The organism is Bradyrhizobium sp. TM102, assembly GCF_009176685.1.
GTDB lineage: Bacteria > Pseudomonadota > Alphaproteobacteria > Rhizobiales > Xanthobacteraceae > Bradyrhizobium > Bradyrhizobium ottawaense.
The window spans coordinates 3,904,620-3,931,361 of record NZ_AP021855.1 but is presented as its reverse complement, the minus strand read 5'-3'; the positions used below and the strand labels follow the sequence as shown (position 1 = coordinate 3,931,361).

The window sequence follows — 26,742 nt, the reverse complement described above, 5'->3', positions numbered from 1 at the left end:
TATTCCCTTCGAGAGCCCGGATCATTTGAAGGCCACCTTCATACCTGCAACGAACAGGCGTGGCGAGCCCGCATAGATCGATCCGGGCGCCGTGCTTGCGAGCGTGCTCCCTGGAATTTGCAGGCCGGCCGCCGTCACCGTGTTTGCGATGTTGTTTGCCGACGCAACATAGGTGCGATCGAACACGTTCCTGACCTCAAGAAACAGATTGAGTGACTTGAAGGTGTCGGACACCAAGTCGGTCTTGTAGTGGACATTCACATTGACCAGTTCGTAGCCCGGCGCCTTCAGCAGATTCGCGTTGTCCATGTAGAAAGAGTCCTTCCACTGGACCTCGACGAAGCCCCCGAGGCCTGCCAGCGGCCCGGCGAACTCGTCATAGCCAATTCGAGCCGTCAGCTCGTTGGGCGAGATACCGGGAATTTTGTTGCCGGCACGGTTGAAGCTGAAGACGGCGCCATTGGTGATGTTCTCGACATATTCGGTGTAGACCTCGTCGAGATAGGTATAGGCCGCCATGAACCGCCAGCCCGGATAGAACTTCCAATAGGCTGCAAGCTCGATGCCGCGGTGCTCCGACCGCGGCGCGTTGAACGAATAGCTTACGCCCGCGACCGGCGTCGCCTGGTTGACGATCTCGTTACGGAAGAACTCGTAAAAGCCAGTCGCGCTGAGTTTGAGCGCGCTGTTCGGCGTCCAATCGAAACCGAGATCGTAGCCAAGATTCTTCTGGGCTTGGAGCTGGGTATTGTTGCCCGACAATCCTGTCTGAGCGACAAAGAGATTCGAGACCTGCGGTGTGCCATACCCCGTGGCAACGCGTGCCCGGAATAGCCATTCATTACTGAGATTGTAGAGCAGCGCCAACTCTGGTGCAGTATTTTGAAACTGCCGGTCCGCGGTCGTCGGCGTTGTCGTGGTGATGCCGGTTGGACCGGCGTACGAATAGGCCGTATTGGTGCCCTTGAGCAAGGTTGTCTCCCAACCGATGCCTGCAACGGCCGTTAGCGACGATGTAAGCTTGAGCTCTTCCCTGGCACGAACGCCATAATTGGTCGTCTCGCTGTAGAGATTGCTCGACAGCCTGCCGAGTGTTGCGTTGCCTCCCGGCATCACGTTTCGCGTGTCGCTCGACGCCGTCAGGGTATTGTAGAAGGCGCCGAAGAACGCGGTGGACTCCAGGCCGAGAATCTCTCCGCGCTTGGTGAGCTCACTCATGTAGTTGTACGACGGGAAGTCGCCGATCGAGCTGGTTGAGCCAGTTGGCTGATTGATGTTCCGGTCGTCGAACACGAACTGGTTGCGCCACGTCGTGTTGTTGTCGAAATCGTGCTCCCACCGGCCCCCGACGATGGTGCGGCGGTCGTTGCGGCCGAGCCCGGCCTGCACGGCCGTCTCCGTATCGGTTCCGGCGGTCGCGTTGAAGCCATTGTTGAACAGCCTGACTGTACCGCATCCGGGCGCGGCCGTGGCACCGGTCGCACAACCCTGCTGGAAGGGATTTTGATAGTATTGGTTCAGCGTGGAGCGAAGCGGCAGCCGCGCGCTGAGATCGTTGTTGATGATCTTGACCGTGAAACGGTCGTCCGGCGTCGCCTTGAGCGTGCCGAGGAAGTTGACGGTCTGCGTGTTGAACCAGCTATTGCCGATATAGCCGTCGCCTCGCGTGTCGCTCGCGAACAGCGAGCCCTCGAAATTCCCGACCTTCTTGCCGGCCGCCAGGTAATTGTTGAGGTAGCCATAGCTGCCGCCGTCGACGCCGTATTCGACACCGTCGATCGTGCCGCCCGGCCGTGTGCGAAAATTGAGCGCGCCGCCGGTCGCGTAATTGCCATAGAGCGCCGACGAGGGGCCGCGGATCACGTCGATCGCGCCATAGGCGTGGGGATCGATCAGGTCGCTGCGCGACAGGCCGTCCGGCTGCGTGACGGGGAAACCGTCGTCGAAGATCACGAGATTGCGGATGCCGAAACCGTTCCGGGCGTTGGACCCGCGAATCGAGATGCCGAAGTCCCGGGGACCGTTGCCCTGCTTGATCGAAATGCCCGGACTGTCCCGCAAGACGTCGCTGACCGAAAACGAGGGCCGGTTGTCGAACTGGCTGCGATCGATGGTCGTCGCGGTCTGGCCGGCCGGCGCCTGATTGAGACCGGCTCGCACTGCGCCGGCGGACATCGTGTTGTTCTGCCCCTGGGCGCCATCGGTCCCGATCGGCGCGACCGGCCTCGCTGCGCGCGCCGCCGAAGCGGAACGCAGCCGCGCTGGCCGGGTGATTGGTTTGGGACGGGACGCCTTAGGCGCCTCGACCGTCACTGCGGGAATCGCTTCCGACGCAGCCTGGGCGAGCGCGTCTGAACCGATCGGGGACACCAGCCCGAAAAGCACGGGCAAGCCCGCACTTCCGATCGCACGAATGCGTAACATCTCTTGAATTCCTGACATCCGGCGCCTCGGCCGGTCCATTGAGCACGCCATCGGCGGCAACGGCGCGCGCCAACGGTTCGGTTTGTCGCTACGTCAGGAAAATTGAGGTGGGGCGCGGGCCTGAGCGCTCGAACCCCTGGGAGCGGCGATGGCGGACGCATCCGCCGGCTGCCACACCACGCGCGCGGCATGGCGGAAGGGAATCGAGAGTGCCGCGTGCGTCGGCGAATCGAGCGACGCGCCCGCCTGGGCGAGGCAGCACAGGGCGCACGCGCCGGCATGCGCGGTCGGGGTCCCCGTCCGATCGTCGAGGCCACCCTGATCGCTCGCGCTGTGGCAGATGACGGCGGCAGACAGCGGATCGGCGATGGCTTGGCCCGTCGCCCAACAGGCGGCAATCGGCGCCAGCACCTGCATCGCCAGGGCGAGCAGGACCAGGGGTAGGAATTTCTGTAACCGCGCGCGCATCTGCCGAACCGTTCGTTCGTCTGCTAACTAAACACCGCGCCGGGCCCAAGTCGAGATCAGTTCCGCCGCCTTCTTGGCCCAGCGCAAATTGGCGAAAACTGTGACCGTGGTACCCCAGCACGGCACCGAGCGGGGGCGTTTGAGGCAAATCAAACGGCCCGACATCCACAGATTTCTTATATTTGTCATATACTTGCAGGGCCAAAAGCCCGATCATTTCGTCTATTGCTCGAATTTTGAACATTCGTTGCCGAAAATGATGACAAGTGAGAAAAGTTGATCTAGCATCCCCCTTGCTCAGGCTGGCCGTGAGGTCGAAGTCTGGTGGTCCAAGTCTCGGGAGGAGCCCCTGGCGCGCAAAACGCAGCGTCGCCCCGTCAATCAAGAGCAAATCTTAGAATCGGGGATAATAGGGTCGACACAATTTTTGAGCGGGGCCAGGGCCCCGCTCTTTTTTTGTCTGCATGGCACTTTCGCCGATGAATATGCCCTCCAATCCAGTCGAACTCAGCTTTGAACTCGCCGCCTCGCGCTGCGCGGATCTCACGCCCCTCGTCTACAAGCGCCTGTTCGACGAGCATCCCGAAACGCAGGCGATGTTCCGCTCGAAGGGCAGCGACCTCGTGAAGGGATCGATGCTCGCGCTGACGATCGAGGCGATTCTCGATTTTGCCGGGATGCGTCATGGGCATTTCCGTCTGATTGCCTGCGAACTTGCCTCGCACGACGCCTATGGCATGTCGCGCCAGTTGTTCACCGCCTTCTTCACCATCATCAGGGATACGCTGCGCGATCTGCTCGGCGATGAATGGTCCATCGAGATCGCGCGAGCCTGGGACACATTGCTCGTCGACATCGACGCACTCACCGGATCGACCGCCTGACGCTTTGCGCTGCACCACGCGGCGTACTGCGATGGCGCGTGTGATTGCAGATTGAGTGGCATCAACTCTTGTGAGACACTTTCGACATCGGTCGCGCAATCAATGACGCGTCGACGATAAAGTTTATGGGAGCGAGCGATGTCCGGGACGAAAGATTTCTCGACGACGAGGCGCGATCTTCTTCAGGCGGCTGCGACCGCCGGCGCCGGAGCTGCCCTCCTCGGCAGCATGGGCATAAACCCCGCATTGGCCGCCGAGGTCGGGCGAAGCGAGAAGCCGCTGAAGGCGGCGTTCTCCAATGCGGGCCTGCAGGCCACATGGTGCGCGCAAGGAAAGCAAGCCGCCGAATTCTGGGGCAAGCTGTTCAACGTCGAAGTCACCTGGTTCGACGGCCAGCTCGACGCCGTGAAGCAGCGCGCGGCGATCGACAACATGGCCTCGCAGAAATGGGACTTCGTCGCGATCCAGGCCTTCGGCATCGGCACCCTCACCCAGCCCGTGCAGAAGATGATCGACGCCGGCACGCCCGTGATCGACATGGACACGCTGATCGCGCCGCTCGACCAGATCAACGTCCACTCCTTCCTCGCCCCCGACAACGAGTTCATGGGCGCCTCGGTGACCCAGGCGCTGTGCAATGCCATGGGCGGCAAGGGCAAGATCATCATGACGCAGGGCGCGCTCGGGCATACAGGCGCGCAAGGAAGAGCCAAGGGCTTCACCTCTGTGGTCAAGCAATTCCCGGGGATCGAGGTGCTCGACACCCAGCCGGCCGACTGGGACGTCTCCAAGACCGCGCGCCTCTGGGAAACATATCTGACCAAGTATCCGCAGATCGATGCGGCGTTCTTCCACAATGACGACATGGCACTCGCGGCGGCCAACATCATGAAGGCGCGAGGCCGCACCAACATCCTGATCGGCGGCGTCGATGCCATGCCGCCGGCGATCCAGGCGGTGAGCGAAGGCCGCATGTTCGCGACCGTCCGCAATCCCTCCTGCCGCATCCATGGCGGCGCCATCATTGCGGGCGTCTCTGCCGTGGTCGGCGGCGAGAAGAGCGGCCAGGGCATTCCCAAGAACGTCGTCACCGACGGCCCGGTGGTGACCAAGGCCAATGCCGCCGGGATGCAGTGGATGCAGGATCACTTCCTGATCTGAACTTTCATGCCCGAGGTGCGTTCGCCCATCCTTGAACTGCAGGGCATCACGAAGAGCTTCGGCGGCGTCGAAGCGCTTCGTGGTGTCGACTTCGCGCTCCATCCCGGCGAGATCCATGGTCTCGTCGGCGAGAACGGCGCGGGAAAAAGCACGCTGATGAAGATCATCGCCGGCGTGCACACCGAATTTTCCGGCCGCTTCCTGATCGACGGTCAGGAAACGCATTTCCGCTCGGCGCGCGATGCGCACGCGGCCGGCATTGCCATGGTGCATCAGGAGCTCAGTGTCGCGCCTGATCTCACGGTCGCCGAGAACGTCTTCCTGGGCAACCAGCCAACCAACGCCCTTGGCCTCGTGCAGTGGCGGCGCATGGCGCGCGAGGCCGGCGAGCAGCTCGCCCGCTTCGGCATCGACGTCGATCCGATGAGCCGGCTGGGTGACTTGCCCATCGGGCTGCAGCAGCTGATCGAGATTGCGCGCGTGCTGTTCTCCGGGGCCCGCATCGTCATCCTGGACGAGCCGACCTCCGCCCTCTCTCCGCCCGAGGTCGAGCGGCTGTTCGCGACGCTGCGGCGGCTACGTGAAGAAGGCACCAGCATCGTCTTCATCTCGCATTTCATCGAGGACATCCTGCGCGTGTCCGACACGGTGACCGTGTTCCGCAACGGGCGGAAGGTCGCCGAGACGGCAAGCGCCGCAACCAGCAAGGGCGCGCTGATCGAGGCCATGATCGGGCGCGGCGGCGAGGCGCTCGAGCACAGCTACACCGACGACCTTATGCTGCCGCAGCCGAGCGACAGCTCGGTCGTTCTGAAAGTCGACCAGCTGTCACTGGCCCGTAGCCTGAAGGACATCTCCTTCGAGGCGCGCGCCGGCGAGGTGCTCGGCATCTACGGCTTCATGGGTTGCGGCCAGCAGGAGCTATCGAGAATCCTGTTCGGCAAGCTGAAGCCTGATAGCGGCGGGCTTCTCGTCGAGGGTAAGCCAAAAACCTTTGCCAGCACGGCGGCGGCGCGGCGCGCCGGCGTGGCGCTGGTGCCCGAGAGCCGCCGCGACATGCTGTTTCACCAGGAGCCGGTCTACAAGAACATCTCGATCAGCATTCTCGACCGCATCTCGGCGCTGCTGCTCAAGCCGGCGCAGGAGCGCGACATCGCGCAGCGCCAGGTCGAGCAGTTGCAGATCCGGCCGCCGGTGGTCGGCCTCGACCTCGGCATGCTCTCCGGGGGCAACCAGCAGAAGGTGGCGCTGGCAAAATGGCTGACCTACCCGCCCAAGCTGCTGGTGCTGTGCGAGCCGACCCGCGGCATGGATGTCGGCGCCAAGAACGACGTCATCAACATCGTCCGCGACCTCCGCGCCAAGGGGCTTGCGATCATCGTGCTGTCGACTGAGCCTGAAACGGTGCTGTCGCTGGCCGACCGCATTCTCGTGCTCAAGCGCGGCGCACTGGTGCGGGAATTCAAGAACGAGCCGGTCAGCAAGGACCGCCTGCTGGAAGCGGCGTGACGGAGAAGCACATGAGCAGCGAAACGGCTTTGGCGGCGGGGCAGCGGGCGCGAGGCGTTGCGCCCTTCCTGCGCTCGCAGATGCGCAACATCGCCCCGTTCCTGACCCTGATCTTCCTGTCCGGCTTCTTCGCCTTCGCAAGCCCCTCCTTCGCGACGCTCGACAATCTCGGCAATATCCTCACGCAAGTGTCGGTCACGGGCATCATCGCGGTCGGCCTCACCTTCGTGATCCTCTGCGCCGAGATCGACCTCTCGATCGCCAGCATCGCCAACGTCACCGGCATCGCGGTCGCCTATTTCACGCTGCAGGAATCCTACGTCAACATCGCCAACATTCCCCTGCCCGGCGCGGTCGCGATCATCCTGTCGATCCTGCTCTGCGCCCTGCTCGGCCTCGTCAACGCGCTGGGGCTGACCGTGATCGGCATCCCCTCCTTCATCATGACGCTGGCGATGATGCAGATCGCCGCCGGCATCTCCGCGCTGCTGGTGCGCGGCCAGATCGCCTACAAGGTGCCCAGCCTGATCACCACGCTCGGCTCGGGCTCGATCGGCGGCATCCCCTGGCTCGTCATCATCGCCGCGCTGATGCTGCTCGGCGGCCATCTGGTGCTGACCTACACGCGCTTCGGCCGTTACGTCTACATGGTCGGCGGCAACCGCGAAGCGGCCGAATATTCCGGCCTCAACGTCAAGCTCATCCTCGGCGCCGTCATGGTGATCTCGGCGGTGTGCTCCGGCATGGGCGGCATGCTGGGCGTAGCCCATTTCGGCAGCGCGCAGCAGAACGAGTTCGACACCTATCTGCTCGACTCCATCGCCGCCGTCGTGGTCGGCGGCACCAGCCTGTTCGGCGGCCGCGGCGGCATCGGCAACACCATCGTCGGGCTTTTCGTGCTCGGTGTTCTCAACAACGGCCTCGACCACGTCAACATCGACAGCTTCCTGAAGATCCTGATCCGCGGCCTGATCCTCTTGGCAGCGCTTGTCATCAACGTCTATGCGCAGCGGCTGAGGGAAAAGGCGGCGGACTAGACGAGCCCAAAACAAAAAACGCGAAAACAACCCCATGCACAGTAGAAACTGTGAGAGAATTCAGCCGCTTACCGAACCTGCAAGTGAGGGACTGCCGCCGCGCTGACGTTTGACACGTCGGGCAAAGCAGGAGCACAACTTCATCATGGCACCGATCGCGTGCCCCGTGGAGCGAGCGCCCGAATGGCTGCCATCGATCGTCGCGCTGCCCTTGCGGGTGCAGGAGCGCTTCTCTTGACGACAGGCCCGCTTGCCTCCGCTCCGTTCGAATGGCGATCGATCACCCCACCCGACGCCGGCTTTGCGCCCGACCTCGATGGACGGCTCGACAAGGCGATTGCGGACAAGCGCGCCTGGGGCCTGCATGGCGTCGTCGTGACGCGCATGGGCAAGCTGGTGCTCGAACGCTATTTCACCGGCGAGGACGAAGTCTGGGGTGCTCCGCGCGGCCGCGTCGCCTTCGGCCCCGACACGCTGCACGACCTGCGCTCGGTCACGAAAAGCATTCTCGGCCTGCTCTATGGCATCGCGCTCGACCTCGGCAAGGTGCCCGCGCCCGACCAGAATCTGATCGCGCAATTCCCCGAATGCGCCGACGCCGCGACCGATCCCCGTCTCCAGCGTCTGACAGTTGCGCACGCGCTCACCATGACGCTGGGGTTCGATTGGAACGAGGACATTCCCTACCAGGACCCGACCAACAGCGAAATTCAGATGGAGCAGTCGCCCGATCGCCTGCGCTACATCTTCAGTCGGCCCTTCATCTCCGATCCCGGCACCCGCTGGATCTACGGCGCGGCGGGCACCGAGCTCATCGGACATCTGCTGGTGAAGGGCGTCGGCCAGTCGCTGCCGGATTTTGCGCGCGCAAACCTGTTCGATCCCCTCGGGATCGGTCCGACCGAATGGACCAAGGGATTCAACGGGCAGCCCGCGCCCGCCTCAGGACTGCGTATGACGCCGCGCGATCTCGCGCGCATCGGGCAATTGATCCTCAACCGCGGGCAATGGGATGGGCGTCAGGTCGTCTCGTCGGACTGGCTCGCGAAATCGTTCCAGCCCTACGTCCCATGTGACGAGCAGCGCCGATACGGCTATTTCTGGTACAGCGGCGACCTTCAATACGGCCAGCCGCCGAACCGCCCGATCACGCACTGGATCGGCGGCTTCGGCTATGGCGGCCAGCGGCTGTTCGCGATGCCCGACCTCGGCATCGTGGTCGCCATCACCTGCGGAAACTACGCCGACGAGCAGCAATGGATGCCGCCTGTCCGGGTGGTGCGTGATGTCGTGTTGGCCGGGCTGAAGTGAAACGTCGTGCGAGGACCCGTCATCCTGAGGTGCGGAGCAGGCGATGCGAAAGCATCGCATGCGGAGCCTCGAAGGATGAACGGCCACGCTGCCAGCCGGGCCGTCGTCCTTCGAGGGCCGCTGAAGAAGCGGCCACCTCAGGGTGACGGTGATAGGGCAAGGCCCGCTGCACCGATCTCGTCTGCCCGCCAACACCTCACGGCATGTCCATCGGCTCGCGTCTCCAGCAGCGGCCCCGGCTCGCGGCGGCACACCGCCTCCGCATAACGGCATCTTGGGCTGAAGGCGCAGCCGTTCGGCGGATTGAGCGGGTTGGGAAGGTCGCCGCCGGTGGTCGCCAGCGGGGCGTGGCGCAAGGGATCGGGGATGGCGGCGATCAGGGCCTGCGTATAGGGGTGCGCCGGACGTTCGAAGATCTCGCGCCAGTGGCCGTTCTCGACGATGCGGCCGAGATACATCACCGCGACGCGGTCGCTCATGTGCTCGACGACGCCGAGGTCGTGGCTGATCATGATGTAGGACAGGCCGAGCGTGTCCTTCAGTTCCAGCAGCAGGTTGATGATCTGGGCGCGGATCGAAACGTCGAGTGCCGAGACCGGCTCGTCGCAGATGACGATTTTGGGGTTGAGGATCAGCGCACGCGCAATGCCGATGCGCTGGCGCTGGCCACCGGAGAATTCATGCGGGTAGCGGCCCGACTGCTCGGGCCGCAAGCCGACATGCCGCAGCATGGTCGCGACGCGATCCTCGATCTCGCTCTTCGCCGTGACGCCGTGCACACGCAGGGGATCCTCCAGCGTGCGGCGAACGGTCTGGCGCGGATTGAGCGAGGCGTAGGGGTCCTGAAACACCATCTGCACGGTGCGCGCCAACGCCTTCCGATCGCCGGATTGCCTGCTCCTCACAACCTGCCCGTCCAGCACAATGCGGCCGCGCGTCGGCGTCAGCAGCCCAAGGATCGACAATGCGACCGTCGACTTGCCGGAGCCGGACTCACCGACGAGGCCGAGGCATTCGCCGCGCTTCAGCTTGAGATCGACGCCATCGACAGCCCGGAGCATCCGCTTGCCGCGGCCCAGCAGGCCGCCGCCGAGCGGAAAGTGAACCGCGAGATCCTCGACGCTGAGGATGAGGTCATCGTCCGGCCTTCGGTCACCCAGCATGCTTTGCGGCTCATGCATGGTGATGACACCTGACCAGACCGCCCGCGTCCAGTACATCCGTCTCCGGCACGACTGTCCGGCAGATCTCGGTCGCCTGCGCGCAGCGCGGATTGAACCGGCAGCCATCAGGGAAATTCGTGATCGCCGGGACGACGCCCGCGATCTCCTTGAGCTTGGTGCGCCCGAGCGCAGCGCGGCTGCCGAGCCGCGGCAGCGAGGCGACCAGGCCTTGCGTATAGGGGTGCGAGGGAGCTCGAAAAATATCGGCTGAGCCGCGCTCCTCGACGATGCGGCCGGCATACATCACGGCAACGCGGCGGCAGACGTTTGCGACCAGGCCAAGATCGTGGCTGATCATCAGGATGGCCGTTCCACGCTCGGCGCACAAATTCCGCATCAGCTCGATGATCTCGGCCTGCACGGTGACGTCGAGCGCCGTGGTCGGCTCGTCGGCGATGAGGAGATCCGGACCGCAGGCGAGCGCAATCGCGATCATCACGCGCTGTCGCATGCCGCCGGAGAGCTGATGCGGGTAATCGTGGACGCGGCGCTCGGGCGCGGGGACGCGGACGCTCGCCAGAGCCTCGACCGCCAGCCGGCTCGCTTCCCGCCAGCTCTTGCCCTTGTGCAGCACGAACATCTCGGCGATCTGCCGACCCACGGGCGAGACGGGGTTCAGCGCCGTCATCGGCTCCTGGAAGATCATGGCAATGCGGTTGCCGCGCAACTCCCGCTGCCTGGCGGCGGAGAGGTGCTGGATCTCCTGTCCTTCGAACCGGATGACGCCGCCGCCGATCGAGAGCGGCGGCCGCAACAGCCCGATCAAGGCCAGCGCCGTGATGCTCTTGCCGCAACCGGATTCGCCGACGAGGCCGAACGTCTCGCCGCGTGAGATGCGGAACGAAACGCCCTCGGCCGCCGCGACGCGCCTCGATCCGTCGTCGAGATCGATGCGCAAATCCTCGACTTCGATCAGCGGCGAGCCGGTCATGTCCGCCGGCTCCGCGATTGGGGATCGAGAATGTCGCGCAGGCCATCACCGAGCAGGTTGAGGCCAAGCACCGTCAGGAAGATGGCCAGGCCCGGAAACACCGAGAGCCACGGCGCCGTCGTGATCTGCTCGCGGGCCTCCGACAGCATGCTGCCCCAGCTTGGAAACGGCGGGCGGACGCCGAGGCCGAGGAACGACAATGCAGCTTCGGACAACACCGCGCTGCCCATGCCGAGCGTGCCGATAACGATGATGGGGCCCAGCATGTTCGGCAGCAGCTGCGTGATCATGATACGCAGATCGCCGTAGCCCAGCACGGTCGCAGCCTGCACATAGCCCTGGCTCCTCAGCGACAGCGCCGAGGCCCGCGCGATCCGGCACGTAAAGGACCAGTTGGTCAGCCCGAGCGCGATGAGCAGGCTGGTCAGGCCGGGTCCGAGCACCGCCATGATCGCGAGCGCGAAGATCAACGAGGGGATCGCGAGCATGAGATTGGTCAGGGCGTTGACGACATCATCCCACCAACCGCCGAAATAGCCGGCGCTCAGCCCCAAGGCCACGCCGATGACGCTGTTGATGAGCTGCGAGATGATGCCGACCGTCAGCGAAACCCGCGCGCCGTACACGACGCGGGAATAGATGTCACGGCCCTGGTCGTCGGTCCCGAACCACCAGGTCCAGCTCGGGGGCTCCTCCGCGTTCATCAAATTCGCGTCCATGACGGGATCGGTGTGCGCCAGCCAGGGCGCGAGCAAACCGACCAGGATCGCCAGCGCGAACAACACCCCACCGATGACGAGATTGGCGCGGAGCTTCATGCGTATCTGATCCTGGGATCGATCACGCCGTAGAGCAAATCGATCAGCAGATTGATCGCGAGAAAGGCCAGCACCACCACGAGAATGGAGCCCTGGACCGCCGGAATGTCGCGCTGCAAGACGCTGTCGACCAGCAATGAGCCGATGCCTGGCCACGAGAACAGTTTCTCGACCACGACCGCCTGCCCCATCAGCGCGCCGAATTGCAGGCCGACGGTGGTGAGAATGATGACGAGCGCGTTGCGCATCACGTGCCACTTCACCACCCGCGTCTCGCTCATGCCCTTGGAGCGCGCGGTGCGGACGAAATCGGCGGTCATGATCTCGAGGACCGCGGCGCGCGTCGTCCGGGCAAACAGCGCCATGGGCGAGACGCCGAGGGTCACGGCCGGCAGCAGCAGATATTTCAGTCCGCCGTCGCCATAGCCGAAACTCGGCAGCCAGCCGAGCTTCAACGCGAACAGGTACATCAGAACAAGTCCGAGCCAGAATTTGGCGATGGAAAGGCCCGACACCGCGACGACCATGGCAAGCGTATCGACGATTCCGCCCGGTCGCAGTGCCGCGATGAAGCCAAGCGGCACGCCGATCACGACGGAAAACGCCATGGCCGCGAAGATCAGTTGCAGCGTCGGCCAAGCCCGCTTGGCGATCATGGTCGTGACAGGCTCGCGGGTCCGGAACGAGGTGCCGAAATCACCGGTCGCGAGCTTGGCAATGTAGACGCCGAAACGCACGTAAACGGGATCGTCGAGGCCGAGCTGCTTCTTCATGCGCAGCTCGACCTGCGGATCGCTGTCGTCGCTCATGGAGGAGACGATGCTGCCGGGAACCACGCTGAACAACACGAAGACCAGCAGCACGACGGCAAGCACGGTCGGAACGGTTTGCAGCAGGCGACGGAACAGGAAGGAGAGCATCGGCACTTTTCCTCTCTCCCTCCATCGTCTGTGGCGACGGAGAGAGCGCGAGAGCGCATGTCACTTCGCGGGCGAGGTCTCGTCGACCCAGAGGTCTTCGACGTTCTGATGGGTCAGCTCCGTCGCGTTCAGCTGAATCCCCTTGAGCCATGGCTGCACCGCCATGACCGCCTTGTTGTAGTTGAAGAACCAGACCGGTGCCTCCTCATAGAGCAGCGCATTGGCCTTTTGCAGCAGCTGGGCGCGCTTTGCCGGGTCGTCGGCCTGCCCGGCCTCGTCGACGATCTTGTCGAAATCGGCGTTCTTGAAGATCATGTAGTTGCAGGCTGGCTGCGGCGTCGACGAGTGGAAGCATTTGAGGGCCGCCTGGGGATCGGGGCCGCTCGCCTGGGAATAGATGAAGGCCTGGTAGTCGCCGGTGCGAACCACCTCCGCCAGCACCGCGGTCTCAACCTGCTTGACCTTCGCCTTGATGCCGACCTTGTCCAGCATGGGGATCACGGCCGAGACGATCGGCAAGCCCCAGCTTTCGTTCTGGCTGGTGGTCCATTCGAACTCGAAGCCGTTGGGATAGCCGGCCTCGTTAAGCAGCTGCTTCGCCTTGGCGGGATCGTAAGCGTACGGCTTCATCGCCTTGTCGTAAGCGGGCGAGGTCAGCGGCAGCCAGCTGGTGGCGCGATAGGCCTTGCCCTTGACCAGCTTGTTGATGATCAGGTCGGTATCGATCGCGTAGTTGATCGCCTGTCTCACGCGCTTGTCGGCGAACGGCTTGAATGACGGATTCATCCCCATGTAGCGGGTGAAGACCTCGGCGACCTCGACGATGGTGCCCTTGAGATTGGCGTCGGACTGGTAGGCCACATACTGCGCGGGCCCGAGCACCGAGGTGTCGACCTCCTTGTTGCGGAAGGCGACATCGCGCGCCGCGGCCTCGCCCATGATCGACACGACGATCTTGTCGGCGTAGGGCTTGCCGGGCTTGTAGAACCGGTCCCACCGCTCCAGGACAATGCGCGATCCCGGTACGTGCTCGACGAATTTGAAGGGCCCGAGACCGATCGGCTTCTGGATAAAACTCTCCTTGGCACCCTCGTCGGCGGGATAGATCGAGGTCAGCGCGGTGAAGAAGTAGAAGCCGGGATCGACCTTCTCGGTCAGCTTCATCTCAACGGTGAGGTCGTCGATCTTCTTCAGCCCGGAGATCTCCTTGGCCTGGCCCTTTTCGACCGCGGCCGCGCCCTCGATCACGCGGACAAACCGCGCGCCGGGATAGGCCTTGGTGCCGTCCATGATGCGGGTGTACGACCAGATGATATCGTCGGCCGTCATCTTGCGGCCATGGTGGAAATAGGCGTCATCGCGCAGCTTGAAGGTGTGAACGAGGCCTCCGCCCGAGACCACATCCTCCTTGGCAAGCTCCAGGACCGGCTTTCCTTCCGCAGAATTCCAGATGTAGAGCGAACGATGCAGCGCCTTGGCGTAGATCTCGTCCTGGGCGCGCTGTGTGGTGTGAATGTCCAGGCTGGTGAAACTCGAGCCATAGGGCGCTGTCATGCGGATGGTTCCGCCCTTGCGCGGCGTCTGGGCCTCCGCAGATCCAGCGAGCGCCAGTCCCAAGCCCGCGACGATCGCCATCATCCTGAACATCATGTGTGTGTGTCCCCACCAGCGCAGGTATTCCGATCAGGGATTTGATCATTCGTTGCCCGTCGAGCGCAAGCTTCGTTTTTGATGGAGACCAATGTCAGTTCCGGAAGGCGGCTCTTCGATGGAGGACCCGGAAGTCAGGTTGCATCCGTCCGGCGATGCAAGCCGTCGATTGACGCGGTGCGTCATCCGGCGACCAGGGATAGTGAACATTTTCCGTGATCGACGCGACCAAGCTCAGGATCGTTATCTGAGCCCAAGGGATCGCGCAAAAAATGACCCGCCGAACGCTAGGTATTCTGCTCGCCGGCAGTCTGGTCGCCGCGACAGCGGCGATGGCGATCCCCGTCACGCTGGACCCTGCCCGCGACGGCGCGACGAAAAACATTCAAATCAATTGGTCCCACACCAAGCGGTCAAGCGGATTTGTCGACGATACATGGTGGGCGACAAGGGACCGTTGCGCCCCGGACTATCTTGGCGAGCGCCTGCTCTGCGGCACTATCGGGCTTCTGACACAAGCCACGGGCCGGACATTCGAGGCCAAAATGTCCGACGACATGGGCCTGCCGCTGGTCGACCGTTGGGCCCTGATGACCGCGAAGAATTCGCCCTTCATGAGGTCGGCTCACGTCGAGACGCCGCTCGGTCTCGAGGCCGTGCTCGGCTTCTATCGCGCTGCACTCGAAAAACGCGGCTGGACCGAGAACGACGGTGCCGTCGTCGAGCCAGACAGGGCCGTTGTCGCCTTCACGACGTCGGACGGGCCGGCGCTGCTCCGGCTCGTCCGTCAGGACAACACAACGATCGCCGACCTTGCGCTGCGCAAGCCGTTGGCCGCCACGGCCAAAATCCGGCCGGCGCCGGGACAAGTGATGTTGTTGCTCGGCAACAAGACCGATGAAGCGGCCGACATCACGGTCAATGAGCGAACCATCAGACTGGCGGCTCACGCCGGAGAGAACCTGATGGACTCCGACGCCGCCGCGGACAAATTGCCTGATGGCCAGAAGATCGATCTGCCGCCGGGCAAGTACAAGATCACCCTCAAGCTCAAAGGCAGCGCGGCCCAGACGCGTGCGTTCGAGGTCGCCGTCAACGAGACCTGGGGGCTGCTGGTCGGACCCGAGGGCGTCCCGCTGCCGATGCGGCTGTATTGAGGGCCAGCCTGCGCTCCCTCCCCATCATTGCGAGCGAAGCGAAGCAATCCAGAATCTCGGTGGCAGTCTGGATTGCTTCGTCGCATTAGCGCAAAATTGCTACGCAATTTTGTCGCGACTCCTCGCAATGACGGAGTATGCGGGTCCATCCTTCGCGACGTCTTCAACCCGCTAGCTCCGGCTGCCAATCCCGCAGTTTTCGCGCAGCACTCGTAACGTCGGCGATCGTCCGAAACGTCCCCGTCTCCACCATCATCGCCCGTGCGAGCCGCACCGCGCGGGCTTCGCTGACGGCGCGCTTCTTCGGGTCCTCGATCAGCTCGAAATCGATGTTGTGGGCAAGGCCGAAGATGCGGCGGATGGTCTTTGCGGCCGCGAAGCCGGCGGTGTCGGCGAACAGACGCTGCATGTAGACCTGCCGCTCGGCCTCCAGGCGCGCAGCGCCCTGCGCGCCGGCAAAGAGTGAGACCGGATAGGCATCACCGGTGCCATTCGCCCGCCAGAGGTCGAGGAACTTTCGTGCAAACTCGTTCCAGACCTGTTCGACCGTCTCCAGCACCCAGGCCTCGAACGCAGCCCGCTCGCCCGGTGAGCGCTCGTGGCCGGCGGAGGCAAAATAAGCCATCACGAGGTTGGCGATCACGGCGCCGACGTCGAACCCCATCGGACCATAGAACGCAAATTCGGGATCGATTACCCGCGTCTGGTTGTCCGTCACCATGATCGAGCCGGTGTGGAGGTCGCCGTGGAGCAGCGCCTCGGGGCCTGCCATGAACTTCAGCTTCAGCCGGGAGATCGCGACATGCAGCTCCATGTCATCACGCAGGCTTGTAGCGAGGGCATCGAGATACGGCGCAGTCCAGCGGTTCTGTTCGGCGATGCGGTAGGGATCGGTGAAGATCAGATCCTCGGTGATCTTGCAGAGCGCATGGTTGCCGGCGAACGCGGCGATGCCCTGCTTCTTCTCGGCCGCGGACAGCGTGAGGTCGGAGGTGAAGAACAGCGTTCGCGCCATGAAGGTGGTGATGTCACCGACGAAGCCTGGGTATTGCGTTCCCGCAACCAGCCCCTTGCGCATGATGATGTGGGGTTCGAGCAGCTCCATCACCGTCAGCGCCAGGGCCTCGTTGTGATGCAGCAAAGCCGGCACGAGGCCGGGCGCGAGCTGGGCTTGCCGGGACAGAGCCAGATACTCGTAATGGGCCCGCGACAGCGGCAGCGGCCAGCTCTCGCCGACGAGGCGGACATAAGGCAGCGCCTGCTTGACGGCGACGCCGCCGCGCGCGCCCTTCATGATGAAGACGAGATTGAGATTGCCGTCGCCGACCTCGGTGATCTCCCATGAGGCCGGCTCGCCGCCCAGGAGTGCGGCGATATCAGGAAGGCCTGCCAGATAATCCCGCAGCGCCGCTTCATGCAGAATTCGATAGTCCCCTGCCCGGTCCCCGGTCATGACGATCCCACCCCATGCTTGGCATGGCCTGATCGCAATTCCCGCTCCTGGGAAGCTTGGGCGATCCCGGCCATTCTTTTGATCGGATCGTAATCGCAATCAAGGCGGTCCGCCACCTGAGTGTCGCCGGCGCACGCCAGGAGCAGTTGCAGGCAAAGTTTTCCGTGTCGGGCGACCAGGCCGGGCCGCGCGGTCGCGAGCCCACGATTTGCCGATTTTTGGAACACAAGCGGGCTGAGACAGTTTTGCGTTTCTGAGATTTTAAAGGAGTTGCCAATGAACCGCGGGATGCCCTCCATGACTGCCCTTCTGGCGATGCTGGCGATGGCCGGCTATCAGAATCGCGACAAATTGGCTGAGCTGCTGAAAGGTGCGACCGGCGGCTCGTCCGCGGGCGGTCAGCAGCCGCCTGGGGGAGTGCTTGGTAATCTCGGCGGCATGCTCGGCGCGGGCGGGATCGGGGGCCTGCTCAATGGCGGTATTGGCGAGCTCCTGGAGCGGTTCAACCAGAACGGCCAGGGTGAAGTCGCCGATTCATGGGTGAAGCCCGGACCCAACAAGGAGATTTCGTCGCCTGAGCTGAGGAATGCGATCGGCTCCGACGTTCTGGAGAAGCTCGAACAGCAGACGGGGCTCTCGCAAGACGAGATCCTCACAAGGCTATCCCGGGAATTGCCCTCGGCGGTCGACAAATACACGCCGGATGGACGTCTGCCTGAGGCATAGCTGTTGCCGCTTAACCTGGAAGAGGTGTGGAAATGGGTGTTCTCTGGACAATCATCATCGGCTTCGTCGCCGGCGTGATCGCCAAGTTCATCATGCCTGGCGACAACGAGCCGTCCGGCTTCATCCTGACGACCATCCTCGGGATCGTCGGCGCCTTCGTTGCGACTTATCTCGGGCAGGCGCTCGGCTGGTATCGTGCCGAAGAAGGTGCGGGACTGATCGGTGCAGTCGTCGGCGCGATCATCGTGCTGTTCGTCTACGGGCTCATCGCCGGCCGACAACGCCGAGCGATCTAGCCCGACTGCGTAAGCGGCCGATCGGGCGTGCGCGAACTCGCGCCGCATCGAGCAGGCGGCGGCGCGCTCATGCCTGCCAGCGCCGGATCGTTACTCCCGCTCCAAAAAGCTGGAGCCGATCTCGGCCTTTCTTTTGATCGGATCGTAATCACAGTAGACGCTGTCCGCCACCAGCGTGTAGCTGGCGCTGACCGTGTATTTGTCCAGCTTGGCCGAGTTCAGGCCGATCACCGAGGTGCTCTTGCCCCCGTTCCATTTGAACGGCGTCGAGCTCTTGGCCTGCTCGCAGGCCATCACGGCTTCGTTGAAGACATAGCCCTCGACGAACGCCTTCAGGGTGCGCACCTGCGCGGCCATCCGCCATTCGAAATAGCCGATGGCGCCGATGCCGGCGACGATCAGCACCAGAAGTGCAATGACGATCCTCTGAAAAGTCATTCGTTCCCCCCAAACAATGTCGTCGGCAAAAACGTCTAGCAAGAACGTCTAGAAAGGCATTCCCATCAATTTCGACAGGCGCTCGATCGAGAGATAGCCGGCGTGATAGGCCGCGAGGCCGAGGCCGTAGATGATCGCCGAGATGATGGTGGTCCAGATCAGCTTGCGGCCCATCCGCGTCAGGATCGGCGCACCGGGGTCGGTGCCGGGCGCACCGACGCCATCCTCGTGCTGGCTGCGCACGCCGAACGGCAGCGTCAGGAACAGCGCGACCCACCAGATGACGAAGTAGATTGCGATCGCGGTTGAGATCTGGATGGCCATGGTTCGGCCCTATGCCTGCTCGATCTCGACCAGCGCGCCGGAAAAATCCTTGGGGTGCAGGAACAGCACCGGCTTGCCATGGGCGCCGATCTTCGGCACGCCGTCGCCGAGCACCCGCGCGCCCTCCTTCACCAGCGTGTCGCGCGAGGCGACGATGTCGACGACCTCGTAGCAGACATGGTGGATGCCGCCGTCGGCATTGCGCTCGAGGAATTTTGCGATCGGCGAGGTCTCGCCGAGCGGCTCGATGAATTCGATCTTGGTGTTGGGGAGCGTCGCGAACACGGTGGTCACGCCGTGCTCTGGCAGCGCGACAGCCTCCGAAATCTCGGCGCCGAACGCGGCGCCATAGATCCTGGCGGCCTTGACGGCGTCCTTGGTCGCGATCGCGACATGGTTGAGCCGGCCCAGCATGTGTCTTCTCCCCTAAGGCAAGATCCGGAAAAATGTGAAGCGGTTTTCCGAGAAGATCATGCCCAAATTATACTGTCAGTACGTGTACCAGACAGGGGGGCTTTTTGCCCCAATGTTCGTTGATCACGGCCCGGACAGCACGTCGCACAGACTCGCCCAATGCGTCGGGGTCGCGGCGGCGCGCCTTCGGCAGGCCCTCGATGGTGGAGACCACGGCATCGAAGACGAGGTCGTCGAAGGGCTCGCCTGCCCTGTTCTTATCGGGGATGCCGACCAGATCGACCTCGGGATCGTCGGCCAGCTCGCCCTGCTCGGTCATGGCGATGGCGACGAAGGCACAGCCGGAAAACGCCATGCGCCGCCGCTCGACCACGGCGCGGGACTTGGAATCCTCCAGGATCGTGCCGTCCTTGTAGAGGCGGCCGGAAGGCACTTCGCCAATGATGCCGGGATCGCCCGGGCCGAGCTTGATCAGGTCGCCGTTGCGGACCACCAGCACACGCGGCACGCCGGCGGCGCGCGCCAGCTTGGCGTGCTCGTTCAGATGCAGCGCCTCGCCGTGGACGGGGATCAGGAGCTGCGGCTTCACCCAGCCAATCATGTCGCGCAATTCGTCGCGGCGGGGATGGCCGGAGACGTGGACGAGATGGTCGCGATCGGTGATGATCTCGACGCCCTGCAGCACCAGATTGTTGATGATCGAGCCGACCGCCTTCTCGTTGCCCGGGATGGTGCGCGAGGAGAAGATGACGCTATCGCCGCGGTTCAGCGTGATCTCGGGATGATCGTCATTGGCGATGCGCGCCAGCGCCGCGCGCGGCTCGCCCTGGCTGCCGGTGCACAGCGCCAGCACCTTGTCCTGCGGCAGATGGCCGTAGACTTCGGGTGAGCGGAAATTCTGCACGCCGTCGAGATAGCCGCATTCGCGCGCGACCTGCACCACGCGCTCCATGGCGCGGCCGACCACGACGACCTCGCGGTCGGCGGCCTTGGCAGCGGCAGCGACGGCCTTGATGCGCGCGACGTTGGAAGCGAAGGTCGTCACCGCGACGCGGCCCTTTGCGGCCTTCACCAGATCGATGATGGTGCGGGCGACCTCGGCCTCGGACGGCGAGCGGCCGTCGCGCACCGCATTGGTGGAATCGCCGATCAGAGCGAGCACGCCCTCCTCGCCGAGTTCGCGCAGACGCTTCTCGTCGGTCGGGCTCCCCAGGGTCGGGGTCGGATCGATCTTCCAGTCGCCGGTGTGCAGCACCGTGCCGGCTTCGGTGTGGATCGCCAGCGCATGCGCTTCAGGAATGGAGTGGGCGACGGGAATGAACTCGACGTTGAACGGGCCGACGTCGACGCGGCCGCCGGACGGCACCACCGTCACGGGGATCTTCGGCGCGTTGCGCTCGGCGGCGCATTTGGCCTCGAACAGGGCCGCACTGAACTGCGTCGCGTAGATCGGGCATTTCAGCTTCGGCCAGAGGTCGATGATCGCGCCGAAATGGTCCTCATGGGCGTGGGTCAGCACCAGGCCCATCAGGTTCTTGCGCTCCTTCTCCAGGAAGCTGATGTCGGGCATGATCAGGTCGATGCCCGGCAGGTGCTCTTCGTCGCCGAAGGAGACGCCGAGATCGACCGCCATCCAGGCGCGCTGCTGGCGGCTGCCGAGCCCATAGATCGACAGGTTCATGCCGATCTCGCCGACGCCGCCCAGCGGCGCAAACACCAGTTCTTCGGGCTTCGCCATCACGCAGCTCCTACGGACGCGGCCGAACCGAAGAACACCTCGCCCGCGGCCACCGGCACGCGGCGGCCCTCCGCAGTGCGGACGATCAGGCAGCCGGTGTCGTCGATCGTGTCAAAAATGCCTTCCAGCGTCATCGCTCCCGTGTGGATTGCGACCCGCTCGCCGAGCCCCGCGGCGCGCTCCAGCCACAGCTTGCGGATCGCGGCAAAGCCGCTTCCATTGTCCCAGATGCCGCGGAACTCGACCCAGGCGTCGGAGAGCGCCGAGAACAGTTCCTCCGCACTGATCTGCACCCCGAGCGCGGCCAGCGACACCGCAGGCGTCGGCATGCCCTCGGGCGCTGCGACGACATTGGTGCCGATGCCGACGACGACGGCAAGGCGGTCGCCGATGGCTTCGGCTTCGAGGCCAATGCCGACCAGCTTCTTGCCACCGGCCAAAACGTCGTTCGGCCATTTCAGGGCGTAGCGCGGACGATCAGGGCCGAGGCGGATTGCGGCCTCGAGGCTGACCTTTTCCAGCGCGGCCTCCTCGGCGAGGCCCGCGGCGAAGCCGAGGGTTGCGGCGACGGCGGGAGCCACGTCCATGACTTCGAGGATGCTGGCGGCGAGATTGCCGCGCGGCGCGATCCAGGCGCGCTGACGGCGGCCGCGGCCGGCGGTCTGCTCCGACGTGACGAACCACATCGGGCCGCGCTCGCCGCGCCTGGCTTGCTCGATCGCCTCGGTATTGGTCGAGCCGGTCCGTTCGAAGGCCGCGAGCCTGTAGCCCGCGGATGATGCGCGAGGACCGAGCGCGAACCCCATCCTAGAACAGCGACTTTGCCGCGGCGGAGGCGACGCTCACCACGGGACCTGCGAACAGCGCGAACAGGATGTTGAACAGGCCAAACACCGCCAGCACCGTCTTCACCTCGACGCGCACCGGATCGACCTGGCCGGCCGGCTCGTCGAAATACATCGTCTTGACGATGGCGAGATAGTAGTAGGCGCCGACCACGCTGGTCAGCACGCCGACGACGGCGAGCGTGAACAAATTCGCCTTGATGGCGGCGACGAACACGTACCATTTGGCGAAGAAGCCCGCGAGCGGCGGAATGCCCGCGAGCGAGAACAGCAGCATCGCGAACATGAAGGCGAGCAGCGGATTGGTGCGCGACAGGCCGGCGAAATCGCTGATCTGCTCGACCGCCTGGCCGTTGCGGCGCATGGCAAGGATGATCGAGAACGAGCCCAGCGTCATCGCGACATAGATCACGATGTACATCAGGACGCCCTGCGCGCCCTCGACCGTGCCGGAGGCAAGGCCGACCAGCGCGAAGCCCATGTGACCGATCGAGGAATAGGCCATCAGGCGCTTGATGTTGCTCTGGCCGATCGCGGCGAAGGAGCCGAGCGCCATCGAGGCGATCGCCACGAACACCAGGATCTGCTGCCACTGCGAGACGATGCCCGGGAAAGCGGTGAGCGTGACGCGGGTGAACACGGCGAGCGCGGCGACCTTCGGCGCCGACGCGAAGAAGGCGGTGACCGGGGTCGGCGCGCCCTCGTAGACATCAGGGGTCCACATGTGGAACGGCACGGCCGAAACCTTGAAGCAGAGGCCGACGAGCAGAAAGACCAGACCGAAGACGAGGCCGACATTCGAGACCGTCGCGGCCGCCGCGATACCAGTGAAGCTGACCGTGCCGGTGAAGCCGTAGATCAGCGAGGCGCCGTACAGCAGCATGCCCGAGGACAGTGCGCCGAGCACGAAATACTTCAGGCCGGCTTCGGTCGACTTGGCGTTGTCCCGGTTCGAGGCCGCCACGACATAGAGCGCCAGCGACATCAATTCGAGGCCGAGATAGAGCGAGATCAGGTCGCCGGCCGAGATCAGCACCATCATGCCGAGCGTCGAGAGCAGCACCAGGATGGCGTATTCGAAGATCCGGCGCGACGGGTCGGACAGGAATTCGGTCGACAGCACCAGCGTCACCGCCGAGCCGATCAGGGCCAGGATCTTCATGAAGCGGGCGAAGTCGTCGACGATGAAGCTGCCGCCGAAGGTCACCTGCTTGCCCGCCGGCAGCATGTACTCGAGCACGCCGACCACGACCAGAAGCACGACCGCCAGCGAGGTGACCGCACCGGTCGTCCCCTGCCCGCGATAGGCTCCCAGCATCAGCAGAGCCATGGCGCCGATCGCGAGCACGATCTCGGGCAGCACCGGCGCCAGTTGATAACCTGCAGTCTCAAAGCTCATGGCGATATCCTGACCTGCCCGATCACTGGAGCAGTGCGGCGGCCTTCACGGCCGTCACAGCGGTGTTGTAGTTGTTGACGAGTTGCTGGACCGAGGCGGCCGACATGTCGAGCACCGGCTTCGGATAGACGCCGAACAGGATCGTCAGCGCGATCATCGGGAACAGGATCACGCATTCACGCAGGGTCAGATCCTTCATGCTCGCCAGCGACGGCTTGACCAGCGCCCCGAACACGACCTTGCGGTAGAGCCACAGCGCGTAGGCCGCCGACAGGATCACGCCGAAACTGGCGAAGAACGCGGTCGGGATCGAGACCTTGAAGGTGCCGAGCAGCGTCATGAACTCGCCGACGAAGCCGCTGGTGCCGGGCAGACCGACATTGGCCATGGTGAAGACCATGAAGGTCAGCGCGTAGAGCGGCATCCGGTTGACGAGGCCGCCATAGGCCGCGATCTCGCGGGTGTGCAGGCGGTCGTAGACGATGCCGACGCAGAGGAACAGCGCGCCGGAGACGATGCCGTGCGAAATCATCTGGAACACGCCGCCGGCGACGCCCTGCATGGTGCCGGCGAAGATGCCCATGGTGACGAAACCCATATGCGCGACCGAGGAGTACGCGATCAGCTTCTTCATGTCCTCCTGCATCAAGGCCACCAGCGAGGTGTAGATGATGGCGATGGCCGACAGCGTGAAGATCAGCGGCGCGAAGTCGTGCGAGGCCAGCGGGAACATCGGCAGCGAGAAGCGCAGGAAGCCGTAGCCGCCCATCTTCAGCAGGATCGCGGCCAGGACCACGGAGCCGGCCGTCGGCGCCTCGACGTGCGCGTCGGGAAGCCAGGTATGCACGGGCCACATCGGCATCTTCACCGCGAACGAGGCGAAGAAAGCGAGCCAGGCCCAGGTCTGCAGCGAGCGCGGCACGGCGGTGTGCATCAGGGTCGGAATGTCGGTGGTGCCGCCATTCCAGTACAGCGCCATGATGGCGAGCAGCATCAGGACGGAGCCGAGCAGCGTGTAGAGGAAGAACTTGAACGACGCGTAGACCCGGCGCGGACCGCCCCAGACGCCAATGATCAGGAACATCGGGATCAGGCCGCCTTCGAAGAACAGGTAGAACAGCACGAGATCGAGCGCCGAGAAGGTGCCGATCATCAGCGTTTCCAGGATCAGGAACGCCATCATGTATTCGCGGACGCGGTTGGTGATCGCCTTCCAGCTCGCGATGATGCAGAACGGCATCACGGCGGTGGTCAGGATCACCAGCGGCAGCGAGATGCCGTCGACGCCCATGTGGTAGGTGATGCCGGTCGCGAGCCAGTTCGCCTTCTCGACGAACTGGAAGTCGGGATTGGTCGGGTCGAACCGCATGACCAGGATCACCGACACCGCGAAGGTGATCAGCGTGGTCCAGAGCGCGATCCAGCGCGAGTTGCGCTTGGCCGCCTCGTCATCGCCGCGGCTGAGATAGACGATCAGCGCGCCGACCAGCGGCAGGAACGTCGTGACCGATAGGATGGGCCAGGTTGTCATTTACTGGCCTCCAAAGCCGAACATGAACCAGGTGATCAGGCCGGCGGCGCCGATCAGCATGGCGAATGCGTAGTGATAGAGATAGCCGGTCTGGATCTTCACGACGTTGCGGGTGACGTCCAGGACGCGGGCCGAAACGCCGTCGGGACCGAGGCCGTCGATGATGAAGCCGTCGCCCTTCTTCCAGAGCTGATAGCCGATCCACTTCGCCGGACGGACGAAGATGATGTCGTAGAGCTCGTCGAAGTACCATTTGTTGAGCAGGAACTGGTACAGCATCGGCTGCTCTTTAGCGAGCTGCACAGGGATGTACGGCCGGCGGATGTAGAACAGGTACGAGACGAGGAAGCCCAGCACCATCATCACCGTCGGCAGGACGGCGATGGTCTCGGGGATGTGGTGCATCTCCTCGATGATGTGCGGGCTCATCTTCACGGACTCGCGGAAGAACTCCTCGATGCCGTGACCTGCGAACAGCTCCTTGAACGGGAAGCCGGCGATGATCGAGCCGACCGCGAGCACGCCGATCGGGATCAGGATCCAGAGCGGGGCCTCATGTGCGGCCTCGTAGTGATGCTCGTCATGCGGCTCGCCGTGGAAGGTCTTGAAGATCAGGCGCCAGGAGTAGAACGAGGTCAGGCCGGCGGCGACGACCGTCATCAGGAAACCGTACATCGCAAACGGATTGTGCGAGGCGTAGGCGGACTCGATGATTGCGTCCTTGGAGAAGTAGCCGGCGGTGAGCGGGAATCCGGTGAGCGCCAGCGTCCCGACCACCATCACCGCATAGGTGTAGGGGATCTTGCGCCAGAGGCCGCCCATGTTGCGGATGTCCTGCTCGTGGTGCATCGCGTAGATCACCGAGCCGGAGCCCAGGAACAGCAACGCCTTGAAGAAGGCGTGCGTGAACAGATGGAACATGCCGACCGAATAGGCCCCTGCTCCCATCGCCACGAACATGTAGCCGAGCTGCGAACAGGTCGAATAGGCGACGATGCGCTTGATGTCGTTCTGGACGAGGCCGATGGTCGCGGCAAAGAACGCGGTGGTCGCGCCGAAGAACATCACGACGGCCTGCGCGTTCGGGGCGAGCTCGAACAGCGGCGACAGGCGCGCTACCATGAAGACGCCCGCGGTGACCATGGTCGCGGCGTGAATCAGCGCCGACACAGGCGTCGGGCCTTCCATCGCGTCCGGCAACCAGGTGTGCAGCAGGAACTGCGCCGACTTGCCCATCGCGCCCATGAACAGCAACAGGCAGGTCAGGGTCAGCGCATCGGCGTGCCAGCCGAGGAAGTTGATGGTCTTGCCGGTCAGGCCGGGCGCGGCATGGAAGATGGTCTCGAAATCGGTCGAGCTGGTCAGCATGAAGATCGCGAAGATGCCGAGCGCAAAACCGAAGTCGCCGACGCGGTTGACCACGAAGGCCTTGATGGCGGCCGCATTCGCCGACGGCTTCTGGTACCAGAAGCCGATCAGCAGATAGCTCGCCAGACCCACGCCTTCCCAGCCGAAGAACAGCTGCACGAGGTTGTCCGCCGTCACCAGCATCAGCATGGCGAAGGTGAACAGGCTGAGATAGCCGAAGAAGCGCGGCCGGTTCGGGTCCTCGTCCATGTAGCCGATGGAATAGAGGTGCACGAGCGAGGACACGGTCGTCACCACCACCAGCATCACGGCCGTGAGCGTGTCGACGCGTAGCGTCCACCAGACCTGGAGGTCGCCGGAAAAGATGAAAGGCAGCAGCTGGATGCGGGCGTCATGGTGCATGAAGCCGACGTCGACGAGCGTCATCCAGGACAGCGCCGCCGACACGAACAGCAGACCCGTCGTGATCAGCTCGGCGCCGCGCGAGCCCGCCGCCGGCGGCTCGACCGGGCCGTGGCCGTGGTCGTCATGGGCGTGATCGTCGTGGCCATGGTCGTCATGGGCGGCCGCGGCATGGGCATCGCCATGACCGTGATCGCCGTGATGCTCGACCTCGTCACCCGAGGGGTTGCGGGCATGCGCGCCGAACAGCGCGATCAGCCCGGCCAGAATGGCGCCCAGCAGAGGCAGGAAAACGATTGCCTGAACCATTTGAGA

General features: G+C 64.0%; 25 protein-coding genes. 8 read left to right on the top strand and 17 right to left on the bottom strand.

Annotated elements, in window-relative coordinates; genetic code table 11:
• Window positions 1-21 precede the first annotated feature (21 nt).
• Together GDN70_RS18850 and GDN70_RS18845 are read right to left on the bottom strand one after the other, a co-directional pair.
• Complete coding sequence (locus GDN70_RS18850) at window positions 22-2,175, bottom strand: TonB-dependent receptor (protein ID WP_152103711.1); 2,154 nt, start codon at window positions 2,173-2,175, stop codon at window positions 22-24.
• A gap of 342 nt (window positions 2,176-2,517) precedes the next feature.
• Window positions 2,518-2,892: a DUF2946 domain-containing protein gene (locus tag GDN70_RS18845; RefSeq protein WP_028141486.1), complete on the bottom strand. Its 375-nt coding sequence runs from the start codon at window positions 2,890-2,892 to the stop codon at window positions 2,518-2,520.
• Between the two features lie 479 nt (window positions 2,893-3,371).
• On the opposite strand from GDN70_RS18845, the gene GDN70_RS18840 reads away from it, so the two are divergent.
• From GDN70_RS18840 to GDN70_RS18820, 5 genes are all read left to right on the top strand, one after another.
• Window positions 3,372-3,776 carry a globin gene (locus tag GDN70_RS18840; protein WP_161966434.1) on the top strand — a complete coding sequence of 135 codons (405 nt, stop codon included), beginning with the start codon at window positions 3,372-3,374 and terminating at the stop codon, window positions 3,774-3,776.
• Between the two features lie 138 nt (window positions 3,777-3,914).
• The gene (locus GDN70_RS18835; protein WP_028141484.1) at window positions 3,915-4,937 is read left to right on the top strand and encodes a sugar ABC transporter substrate-binding protein; all 1,023 of its coding nucleotides are present in this window, start codon (window positions 3,915-3,917) and stop codon (window positions 4,935-4,937) included.
• 6 nt (window positions 4,938-4,943) lie between these two features.
• On the top strand, window positions 4,944-6,446 hold the full coding sequence (locus tag GDN70_RS18830) for a sugar ABC transporter ATP-binding protein (RefSeq protein WP_152102887.1): 1,503 nt from the start codon (window positions 4,944-4,946) through the stop codon (window positions 6,444-6,446).
• An 11-nt stretch (window positions 6,447-6,457) separates the two neighbouring features.
• Window positions 6,458-7,483: an ABC transporter permease gene (locus GDN70_RS18825; RefSeq protein ID WP_095425457.1), complete on the top strand. Its 1,026-nt coding sequence runs from the start codon at window positions 6,458-6,460 to the stop codon at window positions 7,481-7,483.
• A gap of 234 nt (window positions 7,484-7,717) precedes the next feature.
• Window positions 7,718-8,794, top strand: a complete 1,077-nt coding sequence (locus tag GDN70_RS18820) for a serine hydrolase (RefSeq protein ID WP_244625798.1) — start codon at window positions 7,718-7,720, stop codon at window positions 8,792-8,794.
• Between the two features lie 137 nt (window positions 8,795-8,931).
• Here the strand turns inward: GDN70_RS18820 and GDN70_RS18815 are convergent, their stop codons facing one another.
• Genes GDN70_RS18815 through GDN70_RS18795 form a run of 5 tightly spaced genes read right to left on the bottom strand, consistent with a single transcriptional unit; the run spans window position 8,932 to window position 14,336 of the window.
• Complete coding sequence (locus GDN70_RS18815; RefSeq protein ID WP_152102885.1) at window positions 8,932-9,975, bottom strand: ABC transporter ATP-binding protein; 1,044 nt, start codon at window positions 9,973-9,975, stop codon at window positions 8,932-8,934.
• The gene (locus GDN70_RS18810; RefSeq protein ID WP_152102884.1) at window positions 9,968-10,948 is read right to left on the bottom strand and encodes an ABC transporter ATP-binding protein; all 981 of its coding nucleotides are present in this window, start codon (window positions 10,946-10,948) and stop codon (window positions 9,968-9,970) included. The genes GDN70_RS18815 and GDN70_RS18810 overlap by 8 nt, the downstream gene beginning before the upstream one ends.
• Entirely contained in the window at window positions 10,945-11,766 is an 822-nt protein-coding gene (locus GDN70_RS18805; RefSeq protein ID WP_018320167.1) for an ABC transporter permease, read from the bottom strand. The genes GDN70_RS18810 and GDN70_RS18805 overlap by 4 nt, the downstream gene beginning before the upstream one ends.
• On the bottom strand, window positions 11,763-12,686 hold the full coding sequence (locus tag GDN70_RS18800; RefSeq protein ID WP_028141477.1) for an ABC transporter permease: 924 nt from the start codon (window positions 12,684-12,686) through the stop codon (window positions 11,763-11,765). The genes GDN70_RS18805 and GDN70_RS18800 overlap by 4 nt, the downstream gene beginning before the upstream one ends.
• A 60-nt stretch (window positions 12,687-12,746) precedes the next feature.
• Window positions 12,747-14,336, bottom strand: coding sequence for an ABC transporter substrate-binding protein (locus tag GDN70_RS18795; protein ID WP_152102883.1), 1,590 nt, complete (start codon window positions 14,334-14,336; stop codon window positions 12,747-12,749).
• Window positions 14,337-14,608: 272 nt separating this feature from the next.
• On the opposite strand from GDN70_RS18795, the gene GDN70_RS18790 reads away from it, so the two are divergent.
• A complete protein-coding gene (locus GDN70_RS18790; protein WP_028141475.1) occupies window positions 14,609-15,493 on the top strand; it encodes a hypothetical protein in 885 nt (294 codons plus the stop codon).
• A gap of 163 nt (window positions 15,494-15,656) precedes the next feature.
• Here the strand turns inward: GDN70_RS18790 and mtnK are convergent, their stop codons facing one another.
• Complete coding sequence (gene mtnK / locus GDN70_RS18785; protein ID WP_028141474.1) at window positions 15,657-16,946, bottom strand: S-methyl-5-thioribose kinase; 1,290 nt, start codon at window positions 16,944-16,946, stop codon at window positions 15,657-15,659.
• Window positions 16,943-17,245, bottom strand: coding sequence for a hypothetical protein (locus GDN70_RS18780; protein ID WP_152102882.1), 303 nt, complete (start codon window positions 17,243-17,245; stop codon window positions 16,943-16,945). The genes mtnK and GDN70_RS18780 overlap by 4 nt, the downstream gene beginning before the upstream one ends.
• Between GDN70_RS18780 and GDN70_RS18775 the strand changes: the two genes are divergently transcribed.
• Both GDN70_RS18775 and GDN70_RS18770 read left to right on the top strand, forming a co-directional pair.
• Window positions 17,223-17,672: a YidB family protein gene (locus GDN70_RS18775; protein ID WP_152102881.1), complete on the top strand. Its 450-nt coding sequence runs from the start codon at window positions 17,223-17,225 to the stop codon at window positions 17,670-17,672. The two genes, GDN70_RS18780 and GDN70_RS18775, sit on opposite strands and share 23 nt — an antisense overlap.
• 32 nt (window positions 17,673-17,704) lie before the next feature.
• Window positions 17,705-17,968 carry a GlsB/YeaQ/YmgE family stress response membrane protein gene (locus GDN70_RS18770; protein WP_028141471.1) on the top strand — a complete coding sequence of 88 codons (264 nt, stop codon included), beginning with the start codon at window positions 17,705-17,707 and terminating at the stop codon, window positions 17,966-17,968.
• 90 nt (window positions 17,969-18,058) lie between these two features.
• On the opposite strand, the gene GDN70_RS18765 is transcribed toward GDN70_RS18770, so the two are convergent.
• The 8 genes from GDN70_RS18765 to nuoL form a co-directional block, all read right to left on the bottom strand.
• Window positions 18,059-18,406 (bottom strand): hypothetical protein, encoded by a 348-nt coding sequence (locus GDN70_RS18765; protein WP_028141470.1) that lies wholly within the window; start codon window positions 18,404-18,406, stop codon window positions 18,059-18,061.
• A gap of 48 nt (window positions 18,407-18,454) precedes the next feature.
• Window positions 18,455-18,730, bottom strand: coding sequence for a DUF1467 family protein (locus GDN70_RS18760; RefSeq protein WP_028141469.1), 276 nt, complete (start codon window positions 18,728-18,730; stop codon window positions 18,455-18,457).
• Between the two features lie 9 nt (window positions 18,731-18,739).
• Window positions 18,740-19,144, bottom strand: coding sequence for a methylmalonyl-CoA epimerase (mce, locus tag GDN70_RS18755; RefSeq protein ID WP_028141468.1), 405 nt, complete (start codon window positions 19,142-19,144; stop codon window positions 18,740-18,742).
• A gap of 67 nt (window positions 19,145-19,211) precedes the next feature.
• The gene (locus GDN70_RS18750) at window positions 19,212-20,882 is read right to left on the bottom strand and encodes a ribonuclease J (protein WP_038971428.1); all 1,671 of its coding nucleotides are present in this window, start codon (window positions 20,880-20,882) and stop codon (window positions 19,212-19,214) included.
• Entirely contained in the window at window positions 20,882-21,688 is an 807-nt protein-coding gene (locus tag GDN70_RS18745; protein WP_038971427.1) for a biotin--[acetyl-CoA-carboxylase] ligase, read from the bottom strand. Before GDN70_RS18745 ends, GDN70_RS18750 begins: the two co-directional genes overlap by 1 nt.
• Before the next feature lies 1 nt (window position 21,689).
• The gene (gene nuoN / locus GDN70_RS18740) at window positions 21,690-23,126 is read right to left on the bottom strand and encodes an NADH-quinone oxidoreductase subunit NuoN (protein WP_028141465.1); all 1,437 of its coding nucleotides are present in this window, start codon (window positions 23,124-23,126) and stop codon (window positions 21,690-21,692) included.
• A 22-nt stretch (window positions 23,127-23,148) separates the two neighbouring features.
• Window positions 23,149-24,657: an NADH-quinone oxidoreductase subunit M gene (locus tag GDN70_RS18735; RefSeq protein ID WP_152102880.1), complete on the bottom strand. Its 1,509-nt coding sequence runs from the start codon at window positions 24,655-24,657 to the stop codon at window positions 23,149-23,151.
• Complete coding sequence (gene nuoL / locus GDN70_RS18730; protein ID WP_038948734.1) at window positions 24,658-26,736, bottom strand: NADH-quinone oxidoreductase subunit L; 2,079 nt, start codon at window positions 26,734-26,736, stop codon at window positions 24,658-24,660.
• Between the last annotated feature and the right edge of the window lie 6 nt (window positions 26,737-26,742).